This is a genomic window from Flavobacterium panici (assembly GCF_024499525.1).
Classification (GTDB): domain Bacteria; phylum Bacteroidota; class Bacteroidia; order Flavobacteriales; family Flavobacteriaceae; genus Flavobacterium; species Flavobacterium panici.
In genome coordinates this window covers 4,929,301-4,949,760 of sequence record NZ_CP100437.1, presented here as the reverse complement: position 1 = coordinate 4,949,760, position 20,460 = coordinate 4,929,301, and the positions used below count along the sequence as shown (strand labels likewise).

Genomic DNA, 20,460 nt, shown 5'->3' with positions numbered 1-20,460 from the left:
ACCTTTGTACCTTGTATCACTTTTTTCTAAGTACCGCTTCCAGAAAATAATAGTCGGCGTAGATTATTGGCTCGTCAATTTCATCATGTTTTGGCCAGTTTCCTGTGCTGTGATCGAATAGAAAAGGAGCCTTAATTTTAGAATCTAAAATATATTTATCAGTTTGAACCGATGCTATTAGTTTATCGGCAAAAGCCAGATAACTTTTATTTTGTGTATAACTATACAATTCATATAATCCTGATGCCATTACCATTGCGGCAGAAACATCTCGCGGCGAATTTGGAATACTCGGATCTTTTAAATCCCAATACGGAATTCCGTCTTCTGGCAGGTTTTTATTCGTCATAAAAAACTTTGCTGTCGCTTCGGCTTGTTTTAAATAAGCCGGATCTTTTGTATATCGGTACGACATTGTAAATCCGTAAACTGCCCAGCCTTGTCCTCGTGCCCAAACTGAATCGTCATTAAAACCTTGTAAAGTAGTTTTCTTTCTAACTTCACCCGTATTCGGATTATAATCAATTACGTGATAACAGCTGTTGTCTGCTCTAAATTGATTTTTTAAAGTCGTATTAGCGTGCTGAATGGCTACGTCACGGTATTTTGGATTTCTGGATATTTTAGAAGCTTCAAAAAGCAATTCCAAATTCATCATATTATCGATGATAACCGGATAATCCCAAATTTCTTTGTTAAAATCCCAGGAACGAATGGAACCCACTTTTGGATTAAACCTTGTGCATAAAGTTTCAGCGCCTTTAATAATTACCGCTTCGTACTCTTTCTTGTTTTCCACTTTCAGCGCTTCTCCAAAACTGCAAAACACTTTAAAACCTACGTCATGCGAATTACTGTTAACACTTTCCTTTTTGCTGAAAGGAGTCCATTTTTGAGCCTGTTCTTTATATTTTGAGTCGCCTGTTAATCGGTATAACTGCCAAAGATTTCCGGCAAAAAAACCGCTTGTCCAGTCTCTTGAAGGAACTTTGCGAATCTCATTGGTTTTGATATTCATGCTTCTTGGCATCGACAGAGAATCTACCGGATAATCGAGCAACATTTTGTAACGTGTTTCCAGTAAATTATTTGCCGCTGCAGTGCTTTTTGTTTGAGAATTAATCCCGGACTTGCACGCTGTTACCAGCGATGCAAACCCAAGGATTAAAATGAAACTAACTTTATTCATATTACTAATTAATCTAATTTTTAGTTTCTAGACTTTGTTTTTAGACGCGAATTTTACGGATTCGCATTCGCGAAAACGCTGATTGAATTTTTTTCTCTCGCAGATTTGGCAGATTTGGCAGATTTTTTTATTTCCTGCAGATTAAAAATGTTTTTTTAATTCAATCTGCTCAATCTGTCAAATCTGCGGGAGACAAATTATTAGTGACATAAAAAATCCGTTCAAATCTGCGTTTTCGCAAAGCGAATCTGTAAAATCCGCGTTCAATATAATTATGCTAAATTAATAACCCGGATTATTTGGTTTTAAATTTGGATTTATTGCCAATTCTGTTCCCGGCAATGGCCATAAATAATCTTTGTTTGGATCAAAATTTGCATGCGGTTCTAAACCAGCAGGACCAAATACTTCAGGACCATTTTTCAATCTTTTGATATCATACCATCTGATATATTCAAAAGCCAGTTCTAATCTTCTTTCGTCAATAACCATTTTTTTGAAATCAGCTTTTGACAAACCTGGTGTTACATTTGCAGGGAAAGAAACTTGTCTTCCTCCTTTATTTCTTGCTCTTGCACGAACTCGGTTTACATAACCATCAGCTTCTGTAGTTCCCGGATTAATTTCGTTTAAAGCTTCGGCAGCTGTCAATAAAACTTCGGCATAACGCATTGTAATATAATTATGCTGAGAAGTTCTTCCGTTTGCACCCGCTTTCCCCGGAAAACGGAAATATTTTGCAATATGCGGACGTGGCGCTTTTTCGTTGTCGCTTGAAGGATAAACCTGCAATGATCCGCCTGGACCGGTTTTCTTTCTAATAATAGTATCAAAACTTACGGCTCTTCTGTAATCTCTTTGATCCCAAGTATTAAACACTTTTAATGACGGAACGGCAACAGAAAATCCTTGTCCGTAGCTGTAACTATCATCTTTTAATGAACCTGTAAAAAACGCCGTATAATCCTGACCGTAATTTCCAGATGTTAAGTTATTAAAATCTACTGTAAATAATGGTTCTTTTAATGAAGCTGCTTTTGTAGCATTAAATAAATCCTGAAAATCTGCATCAAGACCTAAACCAAATTTTGTTTCGTTTGTAATAACATATTTTGCTTCGTCATACGCTTTTTGATATTGACCCAAAGTTAAATAAACAGAAGCTAAATATCCTGCTGCAGTCCCTTTTCCTGGAACGGCTTTTACTTTTGGTTTATCATCCAGCCATTGTTTTGCAAATTCTAAATCGGCAATAATTTTTGGATACACATCGGCTTCTTTTGTTTTAGTGATAGAGTTTACCTGAGAAACATCGTTTACCACAAAATCAATGTACGGAATATCTCCAAAAAGGCGTACTAAATGATAGTAAGTAAAGGCTCTTGCAAAATAAGCCTGAGCCACAATTGCGTTTACTTTTGCAGGATCTCCAGGCGTTTTTTTAGCACCTTCAATAGCCTGATTTGCTGCCGTAATGATAACATACGACTGTGGCCAAAAGTTTGCTACAAGTGCATTTGTATCATTCATACTCATATCGTTTACATCGATACGTGCGGCTTGTGTAGTTCTATCACCAATGTCAGACATATCGTCGCGAAGCATTAAGGCAATTGTAAATTCTCTTCCCCAATAATTGTTATGTGCAATGTTTGCAAAAGCTCCGTTTACAGCGGCCTGTAAATCGTCGGTATTATTGAAAAAGTTTTCTGGACGAATGACCCCCACCGGATGTTCTTCTAAATCAGAACATGCAAAAAAGGTAAGTGTTCCCAAGAAAAGAAAAGCTATATATTTTTTCATGATATTTTTATTGTTAGAATTTTACGTTTAGACCCATTGTAAACGTTCTCACGTTTGGATAACCTCCATAATCCAATCCTAAATTGGTATTACTTCTTGAGTTGTTGTCGTTTAAGTAACTCGTTTCAGGGTCAGTTCCCGGATAATCAGTAATGGTCCAAAGGTTTTGTGCACTGATGTAAAAACGAACTTTGCTTAATCCGAATTTAGAAACAACATTCTCACTTAAACTATATCCTAAAGAGATGTTTTTTAAACGGATGTAACTTCCGTCATAAACAAATCTAGACGTAACTCTTTTTGTTCTTGCTGCATTTTTAGGAACATTTGTATCTGTATTTGTTGGAGTCCAAGCATCTAAAACTTCTGTTGTAGCATTGTTGTTTCCAGATGCTAATTCCATTAAGGTATAGTTTAGGATTTGTCCGCCTTCTGAACCTTGAAAGAAAATATTCAAATCAAGATTTTTATACGTGAAATCATTGTTTAAACCAAAGATGAAATCAGGATTTGGATTTCCGATAATCGTTTTATCTTGTGAATCTAATTTTCCGTCACCATTGTAATCCCTGAATTTTTCACCACCCGGAGTAGTTTCAAAGTTTCCTGGTAAAACAGTTTCTCCCTGCTGAATTACACCATCATAAATAAATCCGAAGAAAGAACCAACCGGCTCACCAACTCTCAAAATTTGAGATTCTGTTGCCAAAAAGTGACCTGGAGTTGAGTTGATCAATAAATCTTTATTATCAGCTAATTTTAATACCTTGTTTTTGTTTGAAGAGATATTAAAACTTGTATTCCATGTAAAATCCTGACCAATAAAGTTTTTAGAATTAATACCCAATTCCCATCCTTTGTTTTCTAATTCTCCAACGTTTTGAAGCTGAGAAGCAATTCCAGAAACTCCCGGAAGCGGTCTGTTGAATAATAAATCTTTTGTGATCGTTTTATAATAATCTGCCGTAATGCTGATTCTGTTATCAAATAAACCTAAATCAATTCCGTAATCTTGTTGATAAGAAGTTTCCCATTTCAAATTCGGATTATCTAAAGATGTCAATTGAACCGCATTTACAATAACGTCACCGCTCACATCATAAATTTCAGAGAATCTTGATAAAGTAGAGTAGGCACCAATAGATGGATTTCCTGTTGCTCCGTAACTTGCTCTCAATTTAAGATTAGAAATTGTTTTGCTGTCTTTTAAGAAATTTTCTTTACCAATATTCCATCCAATTGCTCCAGAAGGGAAAGTTCCGTATTTGTAGTTTTTACTAAAGCTTGAAGAACCATCTCGTCTGGCCGTAAAAGTTAGTAAATACTTATCATCGTAATCAAAATTCAACCTTCCGAATGCAGAGATTAATTCAGTTTCAGATAAATTAGAATCTGGTTTTAAGAATACAGTTCCCGCGCCAAGATTTCTATATGAATTGGTATTTGTTAAAAATCCTCTTGAAGCAGCGTATGAACTTTCGTTTTTGTTTTTTTGGTAAGAGTAACCTCCAAGAACCGTTAAAACTCCTTTTTCGATAATTTCACGTTTAAAAGTCAAATAATTCTCTGTTAAGAAAGAAGAAAACCTTGTGTTGTTTACAGAAGCTTCTCCTTTGATATTTTTTCCTGCAATTAAAGTTGAAGGAATAAATCTTCCTGTTTGAGAGTTGTTATCCGTTAAACCTAAAGTCGTTTTAAAATCTAAATCTTTTGTGATTTTGTATTGTGCAAAGAAATTGTTTCTGTTTACAATAGAAACTGTTTCCAAAATATTTTCCATTGCCGTTGCATACGGATTGTCAATGTCATCACCAATCGGTGCAGTTGTTGTATACGTTCCGTCTTCGTTATAAATTCCTTTGTCTGGCATAAATCTGTAAGCCGATGCAATTACACCTGCAGCTCCAGTTCCTCCGGCTCCAGTCTGGCTCACAATTCCGTCTTTGTTTTGTTTACTCGTAAAAGTGTTTAAACCCACTTTAAATTTAGGAGATAAATCAGCTTCAAGATTGGCAACAATCGTATATCTGTCAATTCCTGAATTAATTACAACACCATTTTGGTTGAAATAAGTTCCGGAAACATAATATTTCACAGTATCAGATCCGCCTGAAAATGATAATTGTGTATTCGAAATCATTCCGTCACGATAAATAACATCCTGCCAGTCAGTGTTTGCAGGACCTTGTGTATGTGTTGTAAAACTTTTTCTGTAGGCCGCAAACTGATCTGCATCTAATAAATCAAGTTTATTGTTTACAGTCTGAATAGAAGTAGAGTTGCTGAATTCAATTACCGGTTTTCCTGGTTTTCCCTTTTTAGTCGTAACCATAATAACCCCGTTTGAACCTCTTGATCCGTAGATTGCCGTTGCCGAAGCATCTTTTAAAACCTCAATAGAAGCAATATCCTGAGGAGCAGGCATTGAAACTCCTGCAAAACCGTCAACCACAACAAGAGCATCTCCACTCGCATTAATAGAAGTTCCGCCACGAACCCTGATTTTTACAGGCGCACCCGGCTCACCTCCATTATTACTTTGTACCGAAACCCCTGCTGCACGACCTTGTAAAGCCTGTTCTGCACTTAAAACAGGATAAGCAGTCAATTCTTTTGCCGTTACAGAAGATACTGAACCTGTAATGTCGCTCTTTTTGCGAGTTCCATAACCTACTACAATTACTTCTTCAAGATTTTTAGTATCTGGTTTTAAACTTACATTGATGGCAGTTTTGTTTCCAACCGGAATTTCAACGCTTTGATATCCTACGAAATTGAATACTAAAACAGCATTTTTCTCAGAGACAAAAACAGTGTAATTTGCATCCATATCTGTAGTAGCTCCAACAGAGGAATTCTTGATATAGACATTAGCACCAGGTAAACCGAGTAAATCTTCGCTCGAAGTTACTTTTCCTGTAACTTTTCTCTCCTGTGCACTCATCATGATAGTTGCCAGTAAAAAAGTTACTAGTAAATACCATCTAAACGATTTAATTTGTTCGTCTGTAAACATTCATTTTTTGGTTTTAAGGTTAATGTTAGAGAAAGTAGAAAAACAATAGACTCATTCCGATTATCATAATGACAAACAAAATTTGCAGCAATAAAAAGTTTGTTTTCCTGATTTTCATATCGCAAATGTATAGGCCGAAAACGATATAGAAATACAAAAAAGGGTATCTAAAAATACAGATACCCTTTTTTAAGCCCTAAAAACAGTGGGATTTTTAAAATACGACAGTAGATTTATAAAATTTGTCAGCAAATTGTGACGGAGTTTCTCCGTATCTTTTTTGGAAGCATTTGCTAAAGTACTTCGGATTGTTAAAGCCGACTTTATAACTGATTTCTGAAACGTTTAATTTGTTTTGTTCCAATAATTGAGCGGCACGTTTTAACCTGATTTCATGAATGAATTCATTTGGCGTAAAATTAGTCCACGCTTTTACTTTTAAGAATAACATGGTACGGCTTACACCTAATTCTGAACAGAAAAACGGAATATCAAATTGTTCGTTCGAAATATTATCTTCTACAATTTTAAATGCTTTTTTCAATAATTCTTCGTCGAGAGATGAAACCGTAATTTCAGAAGGAATAAAACTGTCTTCGCTTGAAAATTTAAGTTTTAAACGTTCGGTTGAGTTTAAAAGATTTTTAACGCGAAGCCTGAATTCCATTAAATTAAATGGTTTACTAATGTAATCATCGGCACCGCTTTCCAGTCCTTCAAATTTATAAACTAATGAAGATCTCGAAGTCAGCAAAATAACCGGAATATGACTCGTTTTTAAGTTTTCTTTAATTTTAGAACAAAGTTCAGTTCCCACCATTTCGGGCATAATAACATCGCTAATAATCAAATTCGGAACAAATTTTAAAGCCTTTTCAAAAGCAATTTTTCCATTCTCGGCTTCAATAATATTATAATCTTTTTTGAGCAGGTTTTTCATGAACTTTCTCAAAACCTTATGATCTTCAACAAGCAGAATGGTTTGTTTTTCTTCATTAACAATTAAATCGTCAATGTCTTCATTTTCTATAGTTTCCGAAGGTTCAAGCTGCGCCGTGTATTGCGCAATATCATCGCTGATTTTAAAATCAGGAATAATCTCGCTGTCTAAAAGATGTTCACGACCAAGCGGAAGCGTTACTTTAAAAATAACACCACCCGAAGTTTTATTGGTAACATCGATTGTTCCTTTATGCAGTTTTACAATATTTTTTACAATCGAAAGCCCAATTCCGGTTCCTTTATTGTAATTTTTCTGAACCTGATTGTGTGTTGGTACTTCAAAAAACAAATCAAAAATTTTATCAATATGTTCTTCTGAAATTCCCACTCCAGAATCTTCAACCTCAATAAAAAGATTTTCAGGATCGTGATTTATTTTAATGTTGATCGTTCCGCCTTTAGGTGTATATCTAAACGCATTCGAAATCAAATTATAAAATACACGTTCCAATTTATATCGGTCAAAATAAACCGATATTTCTTCATCTGAAGTTTCAAAAGTATAATCGTAACCGCCGTCTTTGGCATATTCTATAAATGATAAAAAGATTTCTTTAGTGAATTTTACAATATTTCCGTTAGCAGATTCTAACGTAACCTGATCATTCTCCAATTTTCTAAAATCCATTAAACGGTTAATTAAACTTAAAAGATGATTCGCGCTTCCTTCAATTACCAAAAGCTTTTTGTACATTTCGTTCGTTCCGTTATAATCAGCCAGAATTTGCTGCAATGGCCCTAAAATCAACGTTAAAGGCGTTCTAAATTCATGCGAAATATTAGTGAAGAAATCTAGTTTTGCACGGTTATTTTCTTCAATACGTTTCGTTTCAAGATATTCCAGTTCTAATTTCTGTTTCAATCTCGCTTTCGATTTCATAATCCAGATCAAACCGTATAATCCTAAACCAATTACAATTCCGTACAATAAAAATGCCCAGATACTGCGCCACGGAGCCGGATTTACAACAACCGTAAGCGTTGCCGGAGTTTTGTTCCAAACGCCGTCGTTATTAGCACCGCGAACTTCAAAAACATAAGTTCCCGGATTTTGAATCGCAAAATTAGCTTCAGCATTTTTAGTCGTTGTCCAGTTATTTTCCAATCCAATTAATCGATAACTGTATTGATTGTTTTTTGATCGAATGTAATTTGGAATCGCAAAATTTATCGAGAAATTAGCTTTATCATAATCTAGCGTTATGGTTTGTGTAAAACCAATGCTTTTTTCTAAAATGCCGTCTTTATCTTCTGCATGAATAGTTTCGTTCTTGATTTTCAAATCGGTAATTAAAACCTGAGGTGAATATTGATTTAGGGAAATTTTTGCAGCATCAAAATAGGTTGCCCCAGACGGACTTCCGAAATAAAATTGATTCGAATCTAATTTTAAAGCCGAATTATCATTGAATTCATTACTAGCCAATCCGTCTTTTTGATCATAAATTACAATATTCTTTTTCGTTGTATTGTATTTGATAATTCCCAAATTAGTGCTGATCCAGAGATTTTTATCATCATCTTCTAAAATGGAATGAATAGAAGTAATTACCGTATTTCCTACTTTAAGATTAATGTGAATGAATTTTTTTCCGTCAAAATAATGTAAACCTTTAGCTTTTGTTCCCACCCAGATTTTATGTTGAGAATCCTGAAACAAAGTCAAAATATCATCACCGGACAAAGCGGCATGATCGTAAAAGAAATGCTGAATTTTATATTTTTGCGGATTGAAATTTTTTAACGGAATTCGGTTTAAACCATTTTGAGTTCCAACCCAAACGTAATTTTGTTTGTCAACTAAAATAGTTCGGACAATATTATTGGTCAGAAAAACGGGTTTTGTATTATCATTTCCAATAATTTGAAAAGTTCTACTTGCTGTATCGTAACGAATTAAGCCTTTTCCGAAAGTTCCAATCCATAAAACAGGACCTTCGGTTTTAAGCGAATAAACACCGCTTTCTTTCAATAAAGCCAGTAAATCTGGAGTAATTCGATTGTCTTCAATTCTTTTTGAAATCGTGTTGTATGCCGATAAACCTTTAGAAAAAGTTCCAATCCATAAAATATGATCGTCAGAAAGACACATTGATTTAATATCATTTTTATTGGATTGTCCGGTTTTGCTGTTAATGTAACTTACGGCTTCGGTATTTTGATTGAAAATCGTTATACCGCCGCCTTCTGTTCCAAAATAAATATTGTGATTTTTATCGGCAATGATCGAACTAACTACGTCAAAACTCATCGGAATCTTTTTCGAGTTCTGATTGTAATTAGAGAAATTGACATTTGAAACGTCCCAAAGATTCACGCCTTTGTAATAACAGCCAATCCAGATCGAACCTTTTTTATCCATATAAACAGATTTTACTTTATCGATTCCATTGTTGTTATTGCTGTTGTTTATTTTTTGCAGACTTTTATCTTGTCCTAAAATGTAAATTCCGTCATAAGCACCAATCCACAAAGAACCTTGTTTGTCAATTATCAAAGATCGAATGTCTGTATTGATTTCGCGGTATTTCGCAGTATCTAAAAAAGGAACATAAGCTTTTTGTTTTTGATCGAATTTTAAAAGTCCTTTATTTTTTGTCCCAACCCATAAATTACCTGTTTTATCTTCAATAACCGATTGCACCGTTAATAAATCAACAGGATTTAACGGATAATTTTTAAACGAAAATTTACTGCCTTTTCTGCTTGTCAACTGGCATAAACCTTTTGTAGTTCCAATCCAGATTTCACCTTTTTTGGTTTTTACAATGCTTAAAATATTATTGCTGGGAAGTGTAGAAGTATCTGTATCTGAATGAAAAACCGAAGTGAAATTTCCTGTCTTTTTATTCAAAATTGTCAATCCTTTTGAAGTTCCAAACCACATTTCGCTGCCAATTTCTTTAATCGTCCAAACCGCATTATTGCTTATCGTGTGATTGGCTTTGGTATGCAGATATCGGGTAAATTTGCCAGAAACAGGATCGTAACAATTTAAACCATTGTAAGTTCCAACCCAGATTTTTCCCGAATTGTCTTCAACAATTGCCAAAATATCATTGTTGCTGATGGAAGATTTATCATTGACATCATTCCTGAAAATAGTAAATCGGCTGCCGTCGTATTTATTCAATCCGTCGCGCGTACCAAACCACATCTGTCCAAACTTATCCTGATGTATGGCAATAACAGAACTCTGCGAAAGCCCGTCGGTTGTAGAAATATTTTTAAGGCGGTATTTATTTTGGGAAAACATATTTCCGAAAATAAGTACGGTTACGAGAAAAGCTATTTTGTATTTCATAGCGTTTATTTTTTTAGGTTCAAAGAGGCAAAGAATCAGAGGTGCAAAGGTTTTTATATTGATATAGAATTTAAAACATAGCCAGCGGTTTCAACCGCTGGAACGCAAAGTATTGTCTCATTTTTGTCATTTCGACGAAGGAGAAATCTCCACAAGTAGCTCGGCAACGAGAGTCCAATCTTTGTAGAGTTTCTCGAGGAGATTTGCTTCGCCTATTCGCTATCGCTCGGGTCTCCTTCGTCGAAATGACAAATAGTACTTATTAATCATTAAAATGAGCAAATAAAACTTTGCGTCTTAGCGACTTTGCGAGATTAAAAAAGAACTTTACTTCAATCGCTTTTTTAATTGATAATCATATAGCGACGGGATTTTTTCTATCGGCGTGTTTAAAAATTCAATATAGGGATCGACGTCGTATTTGATTTCAAATTTTGTATTTCCGTGTACGCCAATAATTCTGGCGAAAGCACCGTCTTTCATTCCGTATAATAGAACAGGTTTTGACTGATCTGGATTTTCGACCTGAACATTTAAATTCCAAAACGTACTGAAAGGTCCGTGCGAAGGTTTCCAATATTCAGCACCGCCGCCGCCAAATAAAAAGTAACTATTGTTTTTATCTGCCGTAATATGAACCGTGATATTATCAAACAAATTTTGATGATTTGCTCCAGAATGCTGATCTAAAAGCGCATCGGCAAATATTTCACAATCCTGATATACGTTTTTAGTAGAAAAAGTATTGAAACTCAACGGATGAACCGCTTTATTGTAGATTTTAAGATTCTTCACCAAAACATTATGAACGCCACCTAAAGTTACCGTATAATGCGACAAATGCGGTCCATCGGTAATAATATTCTGAACCGTAACATTTGAGATTTCTTCGCCTAAAATACCGCTGTCGGCATTTGTGATTTTTACATCATTCACCCAGCTGTTAAAAAGACGGGTCAGGAAAATAGCATTATTTCCCGGTTCAACATGATGCGCCACTCTCGGAATATCAGGAAAAGTAAAACGAAGATGTTCAATTCCTACTTCATTTAAATGTTTCCATTCTACCAATTGCGCCTGATAACTTGGTTTAATCGAAATCGTCAAAGGCGTTTTAATGGTAATTTTTGAATTTGAAATCTTCACAATTTCAACCTGCTGTCTTACAATAGGAAGTTTTGGAAACTGCCAGTGATGCGAGCCTGGTTTTACTTTTGCGCCCTGATATAAATCTTTAATGATTTCGCCGTTTTCACCATCTTTATTAAACAATTGCAATTCGACAATATCACCAACTTTCAAATTCTTTACATCAGAAACATTGATCGTAAATTCACCCATTTTCCCAGAACTGATTTTCGCGAAAACATTAGAATCCGGTTCATATTTATCCAGATAAGATTTTACGCGTTCACCCGGAACCTGTGTCCATATGAAACCGCCAGACCATGCATATTGTGAGAAAGGAAGATCAACATTATTTTCAGGTTCGCGCTGTCTTTTATCAAAAGTGGTAAGATATTCACGAAGTTCCGCCAAAGATTCAGGATCTTTAAGATACATCATTGGTCTTGGGCAGTAAATTTCAGTTCCATTTTCGCCAGAACCTGTACCGCGAAGTACAAAATTGCTTCTTTCGATATAGACAATTTCACTCAGAATAATTTTGCCTTGAGGTAATTGTAAAATAACATTTCCGTCAACAGCATTGGCTGCTTTTAAAGCCTTCAATAAAGCTTTTGAATCGTCAAGATTATCATTTGCTTTTACGCCAAAGTTAACAGCATTAATAATTTTTCCGTTACTTTCTGGAATTTGGCTTTCGCCGAAATGATATCCCGCAAAACTAAAATCAGGAAGATAATCTGTTTTTGAAGTAATAATTTTGGGTATTTCCTGCGCCAATACAGCATTCATAAAAAAGCTGCAGGATATAAGAATGGTTTGGCGAATCATGGTTTTGTGGTTTTTGTGGTTAGTTAGTTTTATTGTGGTTTGCCACGAAGGCACTAAGTTTTTTTTTCTCCCGCAGATCTCGCAGATTTAGTGGATTTTTTTGTCATTTCGACGTAAGGAGAAATCGCACTAGAAATTCCGTGTAGAAATTCTCCAATCTTTGTTGAGCTTGTGCGATTTCTCGTTCCTCGAAATGACAAACTAAACTTTTAAATTATCTGCTTAATCAGCAAAAATCTGCGAGAGAAAAAAAATCTTTTTAATCCTTTTAATCTGTGGCTTAAAAAAATCTTAGCGCCTTCGTGGCAAACCCATTATAATAAAGATCGCTTAATCCCTAATTCAAGTCCTCGTAATTCTGCAAGCCCTCGTAAACGTCCAATTGCAGAATACCCTGGATTTGTTTTTTTCTTTAAATCATCCAGCATTTGATGTCCGTGATCCGGGCGCATTGGCAATTTAGTTTTGTTTCTTTTCTCCACTTCTAAAATCGCTTTTACAACCTCGTACATATCAACATCTCCTTCAAGATGGTTTGCTTCATAGAAACTTCCTTCCTCATCTCTTTGTGTACTTCTTAAATGAATAAAATTCATTTTATCACCGTGACGTCTCACAATTCCCGGTAAATCATTATCAGCTCTAACGCCATATGAACCAGTACACATTGTAAACCCGTTTGATTTAGAAGGTGCTGCATTCATTAATTCAATCAAATCTTCCTCCGTACTAACAACTCTTGGTAAACCTAAAATTGGGTAGGGCGGATCGTCAGGATGAATTGCCATCAAAACACCTTTGCTTTCGGCTACCGGAATAATCTGTTGTAAAAAGTAGAATAAATTATCTTTTAAAGCCTGCCTGTCTATATGATGATAACCACTTAATGTAATTAGAAAATCTTCAACAGAATAAGCTTCTTCGGCACCCGGAAGTCCAGCCAGAATGTTTCTTTGCAGTTTTACTTTATCTTCATCCGTCATAGCCTGAAAATAGCTTTTGGCTTTTTGGGTCTGTTCTGCAGAATATTCTTTTTCTGCGCCCGGTCTTTTCAAAATGAATAATTCAAAAGCCGCAAAAGCATTAATGTCAAAACGTAAAGCTTTCGAACCGTCTTCAACTGTATAGGACAAATCAGTTCTTGACCAGTCTAAAACCGGCATGAAATTATAACACACACATTTAATTCCGCATAAAGCCAGATTGCGAATGCTTTCCTTATAATTTTCAATGTATTGAAGATAATTCCCCGTTTGTTTTTTAATGTCTTCGTGTACCGGAATACTTTCTACAACCGACCAAGTCAAACCCGAAGCACCTTTTTTAGGATCTCCGTTTTCGTGTTCAATCTCCACTTTTCGTTTAATAATTTCTTCAATACTCCAAACTTCTCCGTTTGGAATATGGTGTAAAGCCGTTACGATTCCGGTTGCTCCGGTTTGTGCAATATCTTGTAAAGAAACAGGATCATTTGGTCCGAACCATCTTAATGTTTGTTCCATTTGTTATGTGTTTTTGGTTTATTCTCCTGCAAGGTTTTCAAAACCTTGTAGGTATTTTAATTTATAATAGTCTATAATTTAGACCTACAAGGTTTTGAAAACCTTGCAGGACGTGAGAAATCTTAAATACTTGTTGCGGCAAAACCTCCGTCAACTTTTAGGATTGTTCCCGTTACGAATTTTGACATATCGCTGCATAAAAATAAAAGCGCACCGTCTATATCTTCAGGAGTTCCAAATCTTCCCATTGGTGTGTGATCAATAATTTTTTCGCCACGCGGAGTTAATTTTCCTTCTGGAGTCAATAATAATGCACGGTTTTGTTCTCCAATAAAAAATCCCGGTGAAATCGCATTTACACGAATTCCTTCGCCATATTTTTGAGCTAATTCAACCGCCATCCATTGTGTAAAATTGTCAATTGCCGCTTTTGAAGCAGAATATCCCACAACTCTAGTTAAAGGTCTTTGTGCCGATGCTGATGAAATATTAATGATATTTCCTGATTTTTGTTTGGCAAAAAGCTCCGCAAAAACCTGAGTTGGAAGCATAGTTCCAATGATATTCAAATCGACAACTTTTTGTAAATCATCTGTTTTCATATCATAAATGGCTTGATCCGGCTGAATCGTTGCGCCCGGCATATTTCCTCCTGCTGCATTAATCAGAATATCTAAACGACCGTACTTTTCAACGATAAAGTCTTTTGCTTTTTCTAATTCTTCTTTGCTTAAAACATTCGCCTGAATCGCAAATCCTTGTCCGCCATTTGCTTCTATATCCTTTACAGTTTTGTTTGCTTTTTCAATCGATTGAGAAACAATTCCCACAATTACGCCTTGTTTAGCCAAAACATTTGCAAAGTTGCTTCCTAATACTCCGGCACCGCCCGTTATAAGTGCAATTTTTCCTTTTAGATTAAATATTGAATCCATTCTTATTTTTATGATTTATAATTTTTTTGAACCTGAAATTTGAAACCTGAAACTTGAAATTTTTATATCTTAACTTTAAATACCAGTTTTTTCAAAAAACCTTCGCCAATCATCGCGGCATGAACATCTTCGGGAAATAAAATAGCAAATTGTTTTTCCTGAAGTTCAAAAAACATATCCGGTTTGTCGTGGAAAAAACGAACATCTCTTTCGTCGCTGTAATCGCCATTTGGACTAACACATTTTTCTCTTGGTTTCCATGCAAAAGTTTCAGGGCCTTGTATTGAAATTTGAATGTCAATGTTTTTATCGTGGCATTCAAAGCCTTTAATACTTTCTTCTCTCGTACTTCCGTCGCCGTGAATTACGATTAGTTTTAAGCCTTCATTAATTTCTATAGTTCCCGCTTCAAGATTGGCAATATCAGTTTGATTTACGTACTCAAAAGCTTTTTGAAAATTAGGATGCAGACTGTAATATTTAGCTGCATTATGTAATGAATCTACAATCATTGGGTAAAATTTTGTTTTGGTTTTCTAAATAATAATATAAAAATTGTCTGCCGTTTTTATATTATGTGTATTTTTACGTGTACGCACACGGTATTTTACAAATGTATGTAAATTGTAATGTAAAACAACTTATTTTTGCTAAAAAAAATAATTTATACCAAAGAGCTTTTATTATTTTAACTAAAAAAGAATCAATATCATAACAATTAAAAAAATTGCCGAATTAGCCAATGTTTCGCCCGGAACTGTTGACAGGATTATACATAATCGCGGTCAGGCTGCACAGGAAACTGTAGATAAAGTCAATGCTATAATTGAAGAATTTGGCTATAAGCGAAATATTCTCGCCAGTAATCTGGCCTTGAATAAGAAGTTTCATTTTGCGGTTTTTCTTCCTAAATATGAAAAATTAGAATATTGGAGAAGTCAGGTTGAAGGTATTGAGAAAGCCGCTTTGGAGTTTAGCAAATTCGGAATCGTTCTGGATTATTTCTTTTACGATTTTAACGCAGCTTCTTTTAAGGAATCTGTCAAAAAAGTCTTGGAGTTCGATTGCGACGGATTATTATTTGCTCCAATATTTTATGAAGATTCCGTTCAGTTTTTAAATGAATACAAAAAGAAAAATATTCCGGTTGTCATGATCGATTCGAATATTTCGAATGAAGATGATCATGCTTATGTAGGTCAGGATGCTTTTCAGAGCGGTTATCTGGCCGGAAGATTAATCAGTTTTGCGGTAAAAAACGAAAGACACGTTTTGATCTTTAAAATTACCCGTGAAATAGAAAGTACATCGGTTTACTTGCAGCGAATCGACGGATTTTATTCTTTCTTTAAAGGAAATGAAGAACTTACTAATTTTAAGTTTTCAGAAGTTACTATTAAAGATTCGGGAATCGATCAAATGAATCTGGAGATGTTTTCAGGAATCAGCAGTATTTTTGTACCGAATTCAAGGGCTTATATCGTCGCAAGATTTTTGGAACAAAATAATATAAAAGGCATCCGAATTATTGGTTACGATTTATTAAATGAAAATATCGAATACCTAAACAAAGGTGTAATTGATTTTCTAATCAACCAAAGACCCGAAAGCCAAGGTTATATGGGAATCAATTATTTATACAAAAAACTGGTTCTTCAGGAAGATGCAGAACGTACACATTATATTCCCTTAGAAATTATCTTAAAGGAGAATTATTTTCCTGCAAGGCGTTGAGTTTAATTGCCCACGGGTTTTACGGATTAAACTGATTGACGCAGATTATTTAAAAAAAAAACAGCGTAGACCCGTTCAATCCGTAAAACCCGTGGGCCAATCTTATTTCTTAACCTTCACGACTAAAGGATTATTTACTTTCTCTGCAAAAGAAGTCAAATAGGTTTCCCATTCTTGTTTGGTTTGAAACGGACTTCCTTTTTTCCATCCAAAACCAACATAATAAATTGCTTTGTTGTTTTTAACTGAGATATCTCCGTAAAGATTGCTCAAATCTTTCTCATCAGTAACATGATTATCAAAACTCGTTAATGTCCCTTTTGGAGCGACTAAACCTAAACCAATTTCAGAATCGTCGATTGGTTCCCAATAACTCAGCCAGCCATTTTTTAAATTAGTTCCAATAGTTCCTTTTTTCTCATGAAGCGTAATTCCCGCAGAAACTGTTTTAGTTCCGGTAATGTTGATTTCAAAACGTGAAAACTGACTTCCGTAATCTAAACTGATTAATTTCGATTCCGTTATTTTATTTCCTTTTGCATCCCAATCCGCATACGTTAAAATGAAACTCGTTCTGATTGGCCCGGTTGTAATGGTTTTCCAGCTTACGAAATTCTTAGAGAAATAATATTTACCATCTGCTTTTACAGCAATTCCGCCAATTCCGCGGCTGTCGCCAACATGGAAATTATCCAAACCTTCGCCAGTATCTTTGTGATATGTTCCCGTTCCGTTAGTTGCTTTTTCGTACCATTTATTGATAATAGGATAATCAACTCTTTTTAGCCAAGCGTCAATTCCGCTAGTTAACGTTCCGCCTGCGATATTGTCTTCAACCATTTTTTGAGCTACAGGCCCGTAAGTTCTAAACGCCACTTTATTGTTTTCCCAAGCATAATCATCTGTTCGTTCCGGAACAAATCTTGAATAACAACTCACAATTTTCGATGCCGAAGGATTAGTTCCAACAAAAACTTCAAAATCCTGTTTTGACGAGGCTTTTATTTTAGGTTGAAATAAAAGTACATCCGCAGTTCCGTCACCGTCATTGTCTACGGTTTGGGTTTCTAAAAATGAATTATTGCTGATGTCTTTTACAGCATAATTTTCAAGTTTAGAATCTGCAGCTAATCCGAGTGATTTTTTTGTGAGTTCAACGGTTTCAAATTCTCGATCAACTTTCAGATTATTGCTGACCGTTATGATTTTATTTTGAGCCTGAATGGTAAAACTTCCAGCCAGAATTGCGGTGAATAAAAAATGTTTTTTCAAAATATAATAGTTTTAATTTTTTGCTTTTTTTATTTCATAAAAATACAAATCTAAACGGCACTCTGAATACATAAAAGGAGTAATAATGTACAAATCGTTGATATTGAATTTTATATATGTATTTTTTTTCTACTTTTAAGAGATCAATTTAAATATTCTAAAACCATGAAAAATAGATATTTATCGATTATGATCTTCCTTTTGATTTTTACGAATTTAGAAGGACAAACTATTAAAAATACAGAGCAGTTAAAAGAGAAACTAAAAGCAATAAACAGCCAGATAACAGATTCTTTTTTACATAATGACAGTAATGTTATAATACAATATTATGATGATGCAGCGCCAGTTTGTATGCCCGAATATCATAAAGCATTATATACAAAAGAAGATATAAAATCCTATTATGAGCAATGGCTTTCTAACTTTAAAATAAATGCTTACAAACGAGATATTTTTGAAGTTCAGCTGATTGATAATTATGGAATTGAAATTGGAACTTTCCATATTGATGCAGTAAACGATAAAGGCAGTGCGCTGGTTTATGACGGAAAATATTTGAATGTATGGAAAATAGTAAAAGACGGGAAACTCACTTTGATATCAGAAATATGGGGAGCAAACAAAGCAATTGACGGAACTAATTTCGCTTCTATAAAAACAAAAGAAAGTGATATCCCAAAACCTGCTGTAAAAAAGTCTTTAGAGGATGAAGTCAATAAACGAAATAAACGCATCGCCGAACTCGTAACAAAAAGGGAAGGCGAGAAACATGCGGTTGAATTCTTTACAAAAGATGCTATTTACCTAACATACGATACGCCAATGTTTATTGGATTTGAAAATATAAAACCATATTTCGTTGAACACGAAAAACCAAATGGAGTTTCAATTGATTCGATATCCATTAAAGCAAGCAGAATTATTCCAGTAAAGAATTTTGTTATCGAGTACGGTTATTATTATGTCGATGTTTCGTGGGACAATAAAAAGGGAAGGGCAATTGTAACCGGAAAAAGCATTAATCTTTGGAAAAGGGATGAAAACGGAATCCTAATGCTTTATCGTCAAATGGTTAACCATAATTAATCTCTGATATTCCAAAAAGTATAACGATATTTATAGACTAGATTTTTGAAAAAATAAATAACAGCCTCATGAAGAAACAAAGCGCCGGCATATTACTGTATAAATTTGTAGACAAAACAATCTTTTTCTTTTTGGTGCATCCGGGCGGACCGCTTTGGAAAAACAAAGATTTAGAAAGCTGGTCGATTCCAAAAGGGGAGTTCACAGATGATGAAGATCCGCTTGACGCTGCTATACGCGAGTTTAAGGAAGAAACGAGTTTTGAGGTCGATGGTGATTTTATTAAACTGGAATACGTAAAACTAAAATCGGGTAAAATTGTTCATGCCTGGGCGGTTGAATTTGACGTGGATGAAACTTTGATAAAAAGCAATGATTTTGAAATGGAATGGCCTCCGAAATCCGGAAAAACAGAAAAGTTTCCCGAAGTTGACAGAGGCGAGTGGTTTCAAACTGCCGAAGCTTTAAAGAAAATAAATCCCGCACAAGCCGATTTTATAATTCAGATGGTTTCTAAAATTTCGGCTACGTTATAAATCAAAACTAGTTTTTGAATTAATTTTAGTAATTTCCATTTTGGTCATCTGGTTAAATTAATCAGAGTAATTAAAAGTTAAAAATAAGATATGGAAGTTAAAGGTATTATTTTCGATTGTGATGGAGTTTTAGTCGATACAGAAAAAATTGGTAACGGAATTCTGCTCGAAATGGCAGCAGAACATGGTTTTGAAATGGAACTTGAAGATGCCTATCGCAATTTTAACGGCCGTAATTTAAAAGACTGTTTCCGACATATTGAGGAAGCTATCGATCAAAAACTTCCCGAATCTTTCGAGTCAGATTACCGCCAGAAAAGTTTTGAGGCTTTTAAAACGCAGGTGAAACCAATGGAAGGTGTAGTTTCGTTTATCGAAAAATTAAAGATTCCGTATTGCGTGGCTTCGAGCGGTCCAGTTGATAAAATCAGATTGAATCTTGAAGTGGCTGGTTTACTGAATAAATTCGAAAACAAGATATTCAGTTCCTACCAAATTAGCAGTTGGAAACCAGATCCGGGAATCTTTTTATTTGCCGCCAAAGAAATGGGTTTTGATGTAAAAGAATGTGTTGTTTTAGAAGATAGTAAAGCGGGTGTAAAAGCGGGCGTAAGCAGCGGTTTTAAAGTTTATGGTTTTGCTAATGGTTATAATAATGCTGATTTAGAGGAAGAAGGAGCGGTTCTTTTTCATAGTTATGAAGAGTTGAGTGAGATGTTGGGAGTTTAGATTTTAGAATTCAGATTTTAGATTTATGCTTTGGGTTAAACCCGACAGGTTTTAAAAACCTGTCGGGTTTAGTCACAGGACGGGGCTTCGACTTCACTCAGCCTGACATGGCGGGAGATTAAGTTATTTAAGTTGTCAGCCTGAGCGAAGTCGAAGGCACACAAAGTATGTCCGCATTTTTTGTCGTTCCTCGCAATGACAAGATTGCGAATAAAAGCGCAGAACTTTGTCAAAGTTTAAAACTTTGACAAAGTTGACAACTGTCGATATTAGAATTTAATTTTTTGAAATTTTCCTCTTACAATTACTAATTTGTTTGATTAAATTGTAATTTGTTGCATTAAAATAAATTTTTATATATTTGAATTTCGACATTCTCTATTTTGGTTTGAT

The 20,460-nt window shown here is 34.9% G+C and carries 13 protein-coding genes; 4 read left to right on the top strand and 9 right to left on the bottom strand.

The window, feature by feature from the left end; genetic code table 11:
* Window positions 1-16: 16 nt before the first annotated feature.
* The 8 genes from NLJ00_RS20725 to NLJ00_RS20690 form a co-directional block, all read right to left on the bottom strand.
* The gene (locus NLJ00_RS20725; RefSeq protein ID WP_256635244.1) at window positions 17-1,189 is read right to left on the bottom strand and encodes a glycoside hydrolase family 88 protein; all 1,173 of its coding nucleotides are present in this window, start codon (window positions 1,187-1,189) and stop codon (window positions 17-19) included.
* A gap of 282 nt (window positions 1,190-1,471) precedes the next feature.
* A complete protein-coding gene (locus NLJ00_RS20720; RefSeq protein ID WP_256635243.1) occupies window positions 1,472-2,992 on the bottom strand; it encodes a RagB/SusD family nutrient uptake outer membrane protein in 1,521 nt (506 codons plus the stop codon).
* A gap of 13 nt (window positions 2,993-3,005) precedes the next feature.
* Window positions 3,006-6,008 (bottom strand): SusC/RagA family TonB-linked outer membrane protein, encoded by a 3,003-nt coding sequence (locus tag NLJ00_RS20715; protein ID WP_256635242.1) that lies wholly within the window; start codon window positions 6,006-6,008, stop codon window positions 3,006-3,008.
* 214 nt (window positions 6,009-6,222) lie between these two features.
* The gene (locus tag NLJ00_RS20710) at window positions 6,223-10,314 is read right to left on the bottom strand and encodes a two-component regulator propeller domain-containing protein (RefSeq protein ID WP_256635241.1); all 4,092 of its coding nucleotides are present in this window, start codon (window positions 10,312-10,314) and stop codon (window positions 6,223-6,225) included.
* Between the two features lie 327 nt (window positions 10,315-10,641).
* Window positions 10,642-12,270, bottom strand: a complete 1,629-nt coding sequence (locus NLJ00_RS20705) for a DUF4955 domain-containing protein (RefSeq protein ID WP_256635240.1) — start codon at window positions 12,268-12,270, stop codon at window positions 10,642-10,644.
* Between the two features lie 314 nt (window positions 12,271-12,584).
* Window positions 12,585-13,772 (bottom strand): mannonate dehydratase, encoded by a 1,188-nt coding sequence (gene uxuA, locus NLJ00_RS20700; protein WP_256635239.1) that lies wholly within the window; start codon window positions 13,770-13,772, stop codon window positions 12,585-12,587.
* 122 nt (window positions 13,773-13,894) lie between these two features.
* Window positions 13,895-14,707, bottom strand: coding sequence for an SDR family oxidoreductase (locus NLJ00_RS20695; protein ID WP_256635238.1), 813 nt, complete (start codon window positions 14,705-14,707; stop codon window positions 13,895-13,897).
* Window positions 14,708-14,769: 62 nt separating this feature from the next.
* A complete protein-coding gene (locus NLJ00_RS20690; protein ID WP_256635237.1) occupies window positions 14,770-15,219 on the bottom strand; it encodes a YhcH/YjgK/YiaL family protein in 450 nt (149 codons plus the stop codon).
* A gap of 190 nt (window positions 15,220-15,409) precedes the next feature.
* Between NLJ00_RS20690 and NLJ00_RS20685 the strand changes: the two genes are divergently transcribed.
* On the top strand, window positions 15,410-16,441 hold the full coding sequence (locus NLJ00_RS20685) for a LacI family DNA-binding transcriptional regulator (protein WP_317169640.1): 1,032 nt from the start codon (window positions 15,410-15,412) through the stop codon (window positions 16,439-16,441).
* A gap of 102 nt (window positions 16,442-16,543) precedes the next feature.
* On the opposite strand, the gene NLJ00_RS20680 is transcribed toward NLJ00_RS20685, so the two are convergent.
* On the bottom strand, window positions 16,544-17,713 hold the full coding sequence (locus NLJ00_RS20680; RefSeq protein ID WP_256635236.1) for a DUF4861 family protein: 1,170 nt from the start codon (window positions 17,711-17,713) through the stop codon (window positions 16,544-16,546).
* A gap of 165 nt (window positions 17,714-17,878) precedes the next feature.
* On the opposite strand from NLJ00_RS20680, the gene NLJ00_RS20675 reads away from it, so the two are divergent.
* From NLJ00_RS20675 to NLJ00_RS20665, 3 genes are all read left to right on the top strand, one after another.
* Window positions 17,879-18,802 carry a DUF4440 domain-containing protein gene (locus NLJ00_RS20675; RefSeq protein ID WP_256635235.1) on the top strand — a complete coding sequence of 308 codons (924 nt, stop codon included), beginning with the start codon at window positions 17,879-17,881 and terminating at the stop codon, window positions 18,800-18,802.
* Between the two features lie 68 nt (window positions 18,803-18,870).
* Window positions 18,871-19,338 (top strand): NUDIX hydrolase, encoded by a 468-nt coding sequence (locus NLJ00_RS20670; RefSeq protein ID WP_256635234.1) that lies wholly within the window; start codon window positions 18,871-18,873, stop codon window positions 19,336-19,338.
* Between the two features lie 90 nt (window positions 19,339-19,428).
* Complete coding sequence (locus NLJ00_RS20665; protein ID WP_256635233.1) at window positions 19,429-20,067, top strand: HAD family hydrolase; 639 nt, start codon at window positions 19,429-19,431, stop codon at window positions 20,065-20,067.
* Window positions 20,068-20,460 lie beyond the last annotated feature (393 nt).